The sequence below is a fragment of the Nocardioides sp. genome, from assembly GCF_036274455.1.
In the GTDB taxonomy this organism is placed as follows: Bacteria; Actinomycetota; Actinomycetes; order Propionibacteriales; family Nocardioidaceae; genus Nocardioides.
The window spans coordinates 1-9982 of sequence record NZ_DASUFR010000236.1 but is presented as its reverse complement, the minus strand read 5'-3'; the positions used below and the strand labels follow the sequence as shown (position 1 = coordinate 9982).

The 9982-nt window shown below is 71.1% G+C and carries 13 protein-coding genes and 2 pseudogenes; 8 read left to right on the top strand and 7 right to left on the bottom strand.

The window, feature by feature from the left end; all coding sequences use genetic code 11:
- Positions 1–23 precede the first annotated feature (23 nt).
- Positions 24–86 (top strand): annotated as a pseudogene (locus VFV89_RS22380) (hypothetical protein); the annotation flags it as partial.
- Between the two features lie 91 nt (positions 87–177).
- Entirely contained in the window at positions 178–1842 is a 1665-nt protein-coding gene (gene pepN / locus VFV89_RS22375; protein WP_329708198.1) for an aminopeptidase N, read from the top strand.
- Positions 1843–2478: 636 nt separating this feature from the next.
- On the opposite strand, the gene VFV89_RS22370 is transcribed toward pepN, so the two are convergent.
- The 4 genes from VFV89_RS22370 to VFV89_RS22355 form a co-directional block, all read right to left on the bottom strand.
- Complete coding sequence (locus tag VFV89_RS22370) at positions 2479–2604, bottom strand: hypothetical protein (protein WP_329708197.1); 126 nt, start codon at positions 2602–2604, stop codon at positions 2479–2481.
- Between the two features lie 598 nt (positions 2605–3202).
- Positions 3203–3454 carry a hypothetical protein gene (locus tag VFV89_RS22365; protein WP_329708196.1) on the bottom strand — a complete coding sequence of 84 codons (252 nt, stop codon included), beginning with the start codon at positions 3452–3454 and terminating at the stop codon, positions 3203–3205.
- The gene (locus tag VFV89_RS22360) at positions 3451–3834 is read right to left on the bottom strand and encodes a DUF5130 family protein (RefSeq protein WP_329708195.1); all 384 of its coding nucleotides are present in this window, start codon (positions 3832–3834) and stop codon (positions 3451–3453) included. The genes VFV89_RS22365 and VFV89_RS22360 overlap by 4 nt, the downstream gene beginning before the upstream one ends.
- A 16-nt stretch (positions 3835–3850) precedes the next feature.
- Positions 3851–4153 (bottom strand): hypothetical protein, encoded by a 303-nt coding sequence (locus tag VFV89_RS22355; protein WP_329708194.1) that lies wholly within the window; start codon positions 4151–4153, stop codon positions 3851–3853.
- Between the two features lie 43 nt (positions 4154–4196).
- Here VFV89_RS22355 and VFV89_RS22350 point away from each other — a divergent pair, with 43 nt between their 5' ends.
- On the top strand, positions 4197–5240 hold the full coding sequence (locus VFV89_RS22350) for a mechanosensitive ion channel family protein (RefSeq protein WP_329708193.1): 1044 nt from the start codon (positions 4197–4199) through the stop codon (positions 5238–5240).
- A gap of 23 nt (positions 5241–5263) precedes the next feature.
- On the opposite strand, the gene VFV89_RS22345 is transcribed toward VFV89_RS22350, so the two are convergent.
- Positions 5264–5689 (bottom strand): OsmC family protein, encoded by a 426-nt coding sequence (locus VFV89_RS22345; RefSeq protein WP_329708192.1) that lies wholly within the window; start codon positions 5687–5689, stop codon positions 5264–5266.
- Positions 5690–5749: 60 nt separating this feature from the next.
- Here VFV89_RS22345 and VFV89_RS22340 point away from each other — a divergent pair, with 60 nt between their 5' ends.
- From VFV89_RS22340 to VFV89_RS22330, 3 genes are all read left to right on the top strand, one after another.
- Positions 5750–6145, top strand: coding sequence for a globin (locus VFV89_RS22340; protein WP_329708191.1), 396 nt, complete (start codon positions 5750–5752; stop codon positions 6143–6145).
- A 189-nt stretch (positions 6146–6334) separates the two neighbouring features.
- A complete protein-coding gene (locus VFV89_RS22335) occupies positions 6335–6931 on the top strand; it encodes a hypothetical protein (RefSeq protein ID WP_329708190.1) in 597 nt (198 codons plus the stop codon).
- The gene (locus VFV89_RS22330) at positions 6928–7476 is read left to right on the top strand and encodes an RNA polymerase sigma factor (RefSeq protein ID WP_329708189.1); all 549 of its coding nucleotides are present in this window, start codon (positions 6928–6930) and stop codon (positions 7474–7476) included. The genes VFV89_RS22335 and VFV89_RS22330 overlap by 4 nt, the downstream gene beginning before the upstream one ends.
- A gap of 19 nt (positions 7477–7495) precedes the next feature.
- On the opposite strand, the gene VFV89_RS22325 is transcribed toward VFV89_RS22330, so the two are convergent.
- Both VFV89_RS22325 and VFV89_RS22320 read right to left on the bottom strand, forming a co-directional pair.
- On the bottom strand, positions 7496–8341 hold the full coding sequence (locus tag VFV89_RS22325) for an acyl-CoA thioesterase (RefSeq protein WP_329708188.1): 846 nt from the start codon (positions 8339–8341) through the stop codon (positions 7496–7498).
- Between the two features lie 64 nt (positions 8342–8405).
- Positions 8406–8585: a hypothetical protein gene (locus VFV89_RS22320; protein ID WP_329708187.1), complete on the bottom strand. Its 180-nt coding sequence runs from the start codon at positions 8583–8585 to the stop codon at positions 8406–8408.
- 95 nt (positions 8586–8680) lie between these two features.
- On the opposite strand from VFV89_RS22320, the gene VFV89_RS22315 reads away from it, so the two are divergent.
- Together VFV89_RS22315 and VFV89_RS22310 are read left to right on the top strand one after the other, a co-directional pair.
- The gene (locus VFV89_RS22315) at positions 8681–9289 is read left to right on the top strand and encodes a TetR/AcrR family transcriptional regulator (RefSeq protein ID WP_329708186.1); all 609 of its coding nucleotides are present in this window, start codon (positions 8681–8683) and stop codon (positions 9287–9289) included.
- A gap of 47 nt (positions 9290–9336) precedes the next feature.
- A pseudogene (locus VFV89_RS22310) lies at positions 9337–9982 on the top strand (acetyl-CoA C-acyltransferase); the annotation flags it as partial.

The window sequence follows — 9982 nt, the reverse complement described above, 5'->3', positions numbered from 1 at the left end:
GCTGCCTCGACCGGTTCCACGAGCTGTTCGGCATCCGCTACCCCTTCGGCAAGTACGACCAGGCGTTCCTGCCCGAGTTCAACTGGGGCGCCATGGAGAACGCCGGGCTGGTCACCTTCCGCGACGAGTTCATCTTCAGGTCGGCGGTGACCGAGACCGAGGCGCGAGACCCGGGCGATGGTGATCGCCCACGAGATGGCGCACATGTGGTTCGGCGACCTCGTGACCATGAAGTGGTGGGACGACCTCTGGCTCAACGAGTCGTTCGCCGAGTGGGCGTGCTACCACGCCGCGGTCAACGCCACCGAGTTCACCGAGTCGTGGACGGGCTTCACCAACGCCCGCAAGAACTGGGCCTACCGCCAGGACCAGCTGCCCAGCACCCACCCGATCGCCGCCGACAACTACGACCTGCAGGCGGTCGAGGTGAACTTCGACGGGATCACCTACGCCAAGGGCGCCTCCGTGCTCAAGCAGCTCGTCGCGTGGGTCGGGCTCGACCCGTTCCTCGAGGGGCTGCGCGGCTACTTCGAGGACTTCGCGTTCTCCAACGCCGAGTTCAAGGACCTGCTCATGGCGCTGGAGAAGGCGTCGGGACGCGAGCTGGAGTCGTGGGCGCAGGAGTGGCTGCAGACCGCGGGGGTCAACACGCTGGCGCCGGAGTTCGAGCTCGCTGACGACGGCACCTACGCGTCGTTCTCGATCCGCCAGACCGCGCCCGCCGACTACCCGACGCTGCGCCGGCACCGGCTCGGCGTGGGCCTCTACGATAAGGTCGACGGCCGGCTGGTGCGGCGTACGTCGCTCGAGACCGACGTCGAGGGCGAGCTCACCGAGGTCAAGCAGCTCCTCGGCGAGAAGCAGCCCGACCTGCTGCTGCTCAACGACGGCGACCTCGCCTACACCAAGATCCGCCTCGACGAGCGGTCGCTCGACACGCTGGTCACCAGCATCGAGACCATCGACGACTCGCTGGCCCGGGCGCTGTGCTGGGGCGCGGCGTGGGACATGACCCGCGACGCGGAGATGGCCGCGACCGACTTCGTCACGCTGGTGCTCTCGGGCATCGGGTCCGAGACCGACGCGTTCGGCGTGAACCGGATCCCCGGCTACGCCGCGATCGCCGCCAACCAGTACTCCGCGCCCGAGCACCGCGACGCGCTGCGGGCCACGTGGGAGACGGGCCTGCGCGAGCTGTTGACGACCGCCGAGCCCGGCGGTGACCACCAGCTCTCCTTCACCCGCGCCTACGCCTCGGCCGCGCACAGCGAGCAGGCGCTGGCCGACCTCGAGGGGCTGCTCGACGGCTCCTTCGAGCTCGACGGGCTCGTGGTCGACACCGACCTGCGGTGGACGCTGCTGTCCGGGCTGGCCAAGAACGGCCGGGCCGACGGTGCCCGCATCGACGAGGAGCTCGCCCGCGACAACACGATCTCCGGCAAGGAGCACGCTGCCGCGGCGAGGGCGCTGATGCCGACCGCGGAGGCCAAGGCCGAGGCGTGGGAGCTCGCGATGGTCCGCGACGACGTACCGAACGAGACCCAGCGCAGCATCGTGCTGTCCTTCCAGGCCTACGGCCAGGACGACGTGCTGAAGCCGTACGTCGAGAAGTACCTCACCGCCGCCGAGACGATGTGGGAGGAGAAGGGCACCCAGCGCGCCTCGACCGCTCTGGAGTACATCTTCCCCAAGCAGCTGGCCAGCCAGGAGCTCCTCGACCGGGTCGACCAGTGGCTCGAGACGTCGTCGGCGAACCCTGCCGCCAAGCGCTACGTGCGCGAGGGTCGCGCCGACGTGGCCCGCGCGCTGCGTGCCCAGGCCAAGGACCGGGAGACCGCCTGATCTGACCCGCGCCACGGTGGCTGAGGTGCAAGGCGCTCGACCCCGCGGTGGCTGAGCACGGTGGCTGAGGTGCGAGGCGCCCCAGCGCCGAGCCGTCACGGTGGCTGAGGTACGAGGCGCCCCAGCGCCGAGCCTCGAAGCCAGGTGACCCGATGCTGGGACTCACCCCGGGTGCCTTCCCTGTGGAGGCTTCGAGGCTCGGCCGTGAACGGCCTCACACCTCAGTCACCGACCGGCCAGCAGGTGCCATCCGCTGCGGAGGTCTCGACAGGCTCGACCGGCGACGGGCCAGCAGCTGCCTACCCTGCGGTGGTCTCGACAGGCTCGACCAGCGGCGGGCCAGCAGGTGCCATCCGCTGCGGAGGTCTCGACAGGCTCGACCAGCGGCAGGCCATCACGGTGGCTGAGGTGCGAGGCGCCCCCGGCGCCGAGCCTCGAAGCCGGGTGAGCCGGTGCTGGGACCTACGCGGGTGCCATCGCTGCGGAGGTCTCGACAGGCTCGACCTGCGGAGGTCGAGCGGGTGCCTATCCTGCGGTGGTCTCGACAGGCTCGACCAGCGGCAGGCCATCACGGTGGCTGAGGTGCGAGGCGCCCCCGGCGCCGAGCCTCGAAGCCTGGTGACCCGGTGCTGGGACCTACGCGGGTGCCATCGCTGCGGAGGTCTCGACAGGCTCGACCAGCGGCAGGCCACCACGGCGGCTGAGGTGCGAGGCGCCCCAGCGCCGAGCCTCGAAGCCGCGCGACCCGGTGCTGGGACTCACCCCGGGTGCCTTCCCTGTGGAGGCTTCGAGGCTCCTTCGAGGCTCGCAAGCTCGCACCTCAGTACGAGCGCCCGTGAACGGCCTCACACCACAGCCACCGACCGGCCAGCAGGTGCATTCGCTGCGGAGGTCTCGACAGGCTCGACCAGCGACGGGCCAGCAGGTGCCTACCCTGCGGTGGCCTCGACAGGCTCGACCAGCGGCGGCCCACCACGGTAGCTGAGGTGCGAGGCGCGCCCGGCGCCGAGCCTCGAAGCCAGGTGAGCCGGTGCTGGGACTCACCCCGGGTGTCTTCGCTGCGGAGGCTTCGAGGCTCCTTCGAGGCTCGCAAGCTCGCACCTCAGTACGAGCGCCCGTGAACGGCCTCACACCTCAGCCACCGACCGGCCAGCAGGTGCATCGCTGCGGAGGTCTCGACAGGCTCGACCAGCGGCGGGCCACCACGGTGGCTGAGGTGCGAGGCGCCCCGGCGCCGAGCCTCGAAGCCAGGTGAGCCGGTGCTGGGACTCACCCCGGGTGTCTTCGCTGCGGAGGCTTCGAGGCTCGGCCGTGAACGGCCTCGCACCTCAGCCAACGTGGCTGAGCTACCTCGGGCCGATCACTTGGGCAGCTCTCTGCGGCCGAGCCGCTCCTCGCCGGACCGGATCGTGTCGATCACGATCGTGGACATGTCGGGCGCGAGCTCCCGGTTGTTCCAGGCGATGTCCTTGACGTCGTCGAGGACCGCCTGGAGCCGGGCGGTCTCGGCGCGCGCGGCGCGGACCTGCTCGCGCGCCTGGGCCCGGAAGAACGCCACCAGCACGATCGCCACCAACGCGACCACACCGGCGACGACGAGGCCGGCGGTCACGGCTGCTGGGCGTGGAGGGTCTGCGGCGCCCGGGCATGCTCGGCCAGCATCTGGATGCCGCGGCGCAGGCCGCCGACGAGGTCACCGGCGGCGAAGAGCGTCTGCATCTCGGCCACCGCGAGCTCGACCTGGGCGTCGCGGAGCGTTCGGCGCACGTGGCTGCCGGTGACGACCTCCACCGCCCGGGCGTCCGGGTCGACCATGATCAGGATGCTCCGGGCCGGGGCGACGAGCGTGCTGTGCAGGCTGACGGCGTAGGCCCGAGGGTCTCCCTCGGCGTGGCCGACGAAGACGGAGAACTCGACCCGCGAGACCCGCTCGGCCTTGCGGATCGTCTCGTCGAGCGCGACCTTGTCGCTCGCGCTGAACCGTGCGTTCATGTGCCCGTGGGACCCATCACCAGCGACCACTCGCACCACCGGCCTCGGCATCCTGGGCCTCCGGTCCCTTCAGCTCCGCGGTGCCGCTGCGCGGCCCGCCCAGCCACTGGTCCTCGACGGGTGGCTGGCCCGGGGCGATGCGCTCACCGCGGGCGATCGAGGGGAGGTAGACGGCCAGCGTGATCAGGATGATCAGCAGCAGCGGGATGCCCGCGAAGATCAGCAGCGCGTGGACCATGTTCACGTCGGGTGCCTCGGGCCACCCGACGGGCACATCCATGGGTACGACGAGGGCCAGGGTGCTCGCGGCGATGGTCACGCCCCCACGATATCCAGATCTCGAGGTGTGAATACTGGGGGCCATGCTCCTGAGCAACCCGTGCGAGAAGGACGAGTCGCTCTGCAACTGGGTCTACGACCGCACTGACTCCAAGCCGCTGGCGAACCTGACCGACTGGCTGATCGGCCTCCCGCTGGCCGTCTTCGGCCTGCTCGCGCTGATGTTCGTGCTGCGGTTCGTCTGCCACCGGCTCGTGGACCGGCTGGTCGCCCGGGCCGAGGGCAGCGTGGTGCCCGGCAAGGCCGGCGTCTTCCGTCGTCGTCGTACGGTCGCGCAGACCCACACCCAGGAGCTCCGCGAGCTGGCCGCCGCCACCCGCCGGGTGCAGCGCGCCAAGACCATGGGCGACCTCTTCAAGAGTGTGATCACCGGCGTGCTCATCGCGGTCTTCGGCACCATGATCCTCAGCCAGCTCGGCGTGAACATCGCACCCATCATCGCCAGCGCCGGGATCCTCGGCATCGCGCTCGGGTTCGGCGCCCAGTCACTGGTCAAGGACTTCCTCTCCGGTGTCTTCATGATCTTCGAGGACCAGTACGGCGTCGGCGACGTGATCGACGTGGGCGAGGCGACCGGCACCGTCGAGGCGGTCACTCTTCGGGTGACCCGGCTGCGCGACCTCGACGGCACGGTCTGGTATGTCCCCAACGGCGAGATCATGCGCGTGGGCAACAAGAGCCAGAACTGGTCGCGCGCGGTCATCGATGTCGCGGTCGGCTACGACGAGGACCTCGGTCGGGCGCGCCAGGTGCTCGCCGACGTGGCGCACGACCTCTGGGAGGACGACGACTTCCACAGCGTGATCATCGAGCCACCCGAGGTCACCGGTGTCGAGGCGCTGAACCCCGATGGGATCACCCTGCGGGTGCTGGTCAAGACCGCGCCCATGGAGCAGTGGGGCGTCGCCCGCGAGCTGCGCCAGCGGATCAAGGCGCGGTTCGACCACGAGGGGATCGAGGTCCCGTTCCCCCAGCGGGTGGTCTGGCACCGCGACGACAAGTCACGTGCGGTCGTGACCACACCTGACTCCTCGTCGACAGACGACCAGGCGACCGTCGCGGACTGAGGCTGCGACTGCCGAGGTCGGGGTCAGGCCAGCGCGGCGTCGAGCTTGATCGGCACCGCCTTGAGAGCCTGGCTGACCGGGCAGTTGGCCTTCGCGTCCTCGGCGGCCGCGACGAAGTCGTCGTTGCTCATGCCCTCGACGCTGCCGCGCACGGTGAGCCGGATCTCGGTGATGCCGGTGCCGGGCACGAAGTCGACCTCGGCCGAGGTGTCGAGGGCCGTCGGCGGGGTGCCCGCCTTGGCCAGCCCGTTGGACAGCGCCATCGAGAAGCACGAGGAGTGCGCGGCGGCGATCAGCTCCTCCGGGCTGGTGCGGCCGTTCGGCTCCTCGGCGCGCGACGCCCAGGTCACGTCGTACGTGCCGATCCCCGAGCTCTGGAGGGTGACCTGCCCGGCGCCCTCGAAGAGGCTTCCTTCCCAGTGCGTGCTCGCGTTGCGTGTCGTCGCCATGGCGCGAGTCTTGCACGGCGATTGGGAGGCTCCCGCCGATGGTGGGGAGAATGGACGGCGATGAGCACGTTCTACGACGAGATCGGCGGCTACGAGACGATCCGCCGCATCGTCGCCCGGTTCTACCAGGGCGTCGCGACCGACCCGGTGCTGCGCCCGCTCTACCCGGAGGCGGACCTCACCGGCGCCGAGGAGCGGTTCCGACTGTTCCTGGTGCAGTACTGGGGCGGCCCCACGACCTACTCCGACACCCGCGGCCACCCCCGGCTCCGGATGCGGCACGCTCCCTTCGCCGTCACCCCGACCGCCAAGGACCACTGGCTCACCCACTTCCGGGCCGCCCTCGACGAGCTGGTCGAGGACGGGACGCTGACCGCGGAGCAGGACGCGCAGTTCTGGGACTACATCACCCACGCGGCGCAGTTCATGGTCAACACCTTCGACGAGACCGGCTGAACCTTCGGTGTAACACCCAGACGCCCCCGCGACAGGAGACGGATGCGGGTGTCGTCGGCACGGACGACGCCCGGCGAGGCTCCCTCGTGCTGCGAGCCAGTGGGGAGGGGGGTTCCGGGTTGGCCCGGCGGGCACGTCATCCCCGTACTACCGTCGGGCCACCCCGTTTTCACGGAAGCAGGTGCAGCGGTGTTGCAGGACCTCAGGATCGACGTCCCCGAGCTCGAGCCGGACCCGGTGCTGCTCGCCCAGCTCTCCCAGCTGAGCGCAGCCGCGGTCGCGCGCCCCAAGGACGGCCCGGCCCGGGCCCTGGTGGCCGGCGTGACGGTCCTGATCCTGGCCTGCTTCGCCTGGCTGACCGGCGCGGTGCCCGGCGTCGCCTCGCCGTTCGACGGCGTACGTGACCCGCGGCCCGCACCCCACGCACCGAGGACCACGCCGACCCCTGAGCAGGTGGCCGAGGCCGGCGCCTCGGCCACCGGAGAGGCGCTGGCGGCGCCGGGCGGGGTCGGCACCCTCCACGACCAGGGCAACCACACCGGCCTGGCCAAGCCCAACCACCACGACAACGGCAACCACACCGGTCTGTACGGCGCCCAGCACGACAACGGCAACCACACCGGCCAGACCAAGCCGCACACCAACCAGGGCAACCACCACGGCCAGACCAGGCCCCACACCGACCAGGGCAACCACCACGGGCAGACCAAGCCCCATCAGCATGGCCACCCCGACCAGCCGCCGACCGGACCCGGCAACGGGAACGGGAACGGCCAACGGGAGTGAGGGACGACGAGGTCGTCGCCGCGGCGAAGTGCGGTGACGAGGACGCGTGGCGGACGCTCTACCGAGCGCACGCCGGGCGACTCGTCGTGTGGCTCCGGACCCGGTCCGGCGGCGACGGCGCGGTCACGGCCGAGGACATCGCCGCCCAGGCGTGGTTGACCGCGGCCGAGAAGGTGGGCGACTACACCGGTGGTGCGGACGAGTTCGGGGCGTGGCTGTTCGGCATCGCCCGCCGGATCGCCGCCAACGTCCAGCGCCGCGGCAGCCGCCGGCAGACCGACCCGGTCGCCGAGGTGACCGTCGAGCCGATCGAGGGTCCCGAGTCCGCGGTCGCCGACGGCGCCTGGGTGCGTGAGCTGCTGGCCACGCTGACCCCGCGGGAACGGGACGTGGTGGCGTGCGTGGACGTGGTCGGGCTGAGCGTGGCGGACGCCGCCCGGGCGCTCGGCCTCACCCCGGTGGCGGTGCGGGTGGCCCGGCACCGCGCCCTGCGCCGGCTGCGCCGTGACGCCCGGCTGGCCGCTCTCGCGGTCACCGTGGGCTGACGCGGCGGAAGCTGTTCGGTCAACCGGCGCCGACCGAGGCCGCCAGCAGCACGTCGCGCACCTCCGGGTCGGGCTCGGTCGACCGCCCGCCCTCGAGGTCGAAGAAGACGACGACCACCCGCGCCCGGGCCAGCACCCGGTCGCCATCGCGGATGTCGGACTCGATGGTCATCGAGCGGTTCCCGACCCGGACGATCGCCGAACGGCAGTCGTAGGGCTCGGCGCGGAACATCAGCGGCTGGAGGTAGTCGACGTCCGTCTGCGCCACGACGACGCTGAACGCGCGCTCCGGGACCAGCCCGCGGACCATCGTGATCCGCGCCTCCTGGAGGTACTCGAAGTATTTCACGTTGTTGACGTGGCCGTAGACGTCGACGTCGGAGAAGCGCACGTGGACCGGGTAGTGGCTGGTGACCTGGTCCGGCAGCGACGGGATGCGTCGGCGTGCCTGCTGGTCGGGCTCGAGGTGCTGCTCGAGTACGGCACGCTCCTCGGGTGTGATCCGGCGCGGCCGCTCCTCGGCGAACACGAACGGCGTCAGCACCGTGGTGGCGCGCACGTAGACGACCCGGTCGGCGTCCCGATCGTCGAAGATCTCGTAGGCCATGGTGAACGTGGCGGCCCTGATGTCGGTCACCCAGCACTCGATCGAGACCGGCCTGAACTCGAAGGTCAGCGGCTTGAGGTAGGTGACCTCATGCCGCACCACCACGAGCCCGTCGGCGAGTGCGCGCGGCCCCCGGCCGTGCGCGCGGAGCATGTCGACGCGCGCCTCCTGGAGGTAGTCGACGTACACCACGTTGTTGACGTGCCCCAGCTCGTCGAGGTCGGCCCAGCGCATCGGGCACTCGTAGCGATGACGCACGCCCCGACTCTGCCAGAGCGGGCCGAGTGCGGGGCGTGCGGTTCCGGGCGGGAGTGTGCCCGGATCAGTGGGCGAGGACGAGGTGGCGGTAGTACGCCGGGATGCTCTCGTGCCGGGCCACCCGGGTGCGGTGGTGGTGAACCACCGACCGGCCGAGGACGGTGACCGAGGCGATGCCGCCGACAAGGGCGAGCAGGGCGACGATCACGACGAACGGGATGGCTGCGCTGAGGTCGTACGACATGATCGATTCCTTTCTACGTCTGTAGAATCTTCTACGTGTGTAGAAGATACGTGTCCGGCACCGCGGAGGCAACTTCGTGGGTAGATTCGGTTGACGTGCCGTCCGTCACATCGCCCGCGAGCCCCGCTGCGCTGACGCCGCGCCGCCGTGAGCTGCTCGACGCGGCCGTGCACGTCGTCGCCGACGAGGGCCTGCGCGGCCTGACCCACCGGGCCGTCGACCGGCGAGCAGGATTCCCGGAGGGCACCTGCTCGGCGTACTTCCGCACCCGCCAGGCGCTGCAGCTCGCCGTGACCGAGTACGTCGCCGCCACCATGGCCGCCGACGTGGACGCGCTCGGCGCCGAGCTCGTCGAGTGCTCCGGCGACGAGGCCCGGGCGGTCGCATTGACGCTGGCGCTGTTCGAGCGCTGGCTGGACGAGCGCGAGCTGATCCTGGCCAAGCTCGAGCTGTCCCTCGAGGCCCCGCGCAACCCGGCGGTCGCCGAGGCCCTGGCTGCCTCACGCGTGCGCCTGGTCGGTGTGGTGGACGGGCTTCTCAGCCAGGCCGACAGGGAGCGCGGCGACGGGCGGGCCGAGGCGCTCGTCGCGTCGTTCGACGGGCTCCTGTTCGCGGCCCTGCAGAAGCCCCAGCGCGAGCGCCGCGCGTTCCTGTCCGGCTCGCTCGCGCTGGTCATGCACGCCCTCACGACCCCCGAGGGGTGACCACACCCACACCCCGGGCCGGTGCCGGCCTCCTCTAGTCTCGGGGCATGCCCGAAGCCGTGATCGTCTCTGCCGCACGCTCCCCCATCGGCCGCGCCAACAAGGGCTCGCTCGTCGACCTCCGCCCCGACGACCTGACCGCGGCGATCATCGAGGCGGCGCTGGCCAAGGTGCCCGAGCTCGACCCGAAGACGATCGACGACCACTACCTCGGCTGCGGGCTCCCGGGCGGTGAGTCCGGCAACAACATGGCCCGGGTGGTCAACGTGCTGCTCGGCCTCGACGAGGTCCCGGGCGCCACGATCACCCGCTACTGCTCGTCGTCGGTGCAGACGACCCGGATGGCCTTCCACGCGATCAAGGCCGGCGAGGGCGACATCTTCGTCAGCGCCGGCGTCGAGTGCGTGAGCCGCTACAAGAAGTTCGCCGGTGCCGGCGGTGGCGCCGAGGACGTCAAGAACCCGCTGTTCGCCGACGCCGAGGCGCGCAGCGTCGAGACGGCGAAGACCAACGCGACCTGGACCGACCCGCGCGAGCAGGGCCTGCTGCCGGACGTCTACCTCGCCATGGGCCAGACCGCCGAGAACGTCGCGACCTCCCGCGGGGTCACCCGCGCCGAGCAGGACGCGTGGGGCGTCGAGTCGCAGAACCGCGCCGAGAAGGCCATCGCCGACGGGTTCTTCGCGCGCGAGA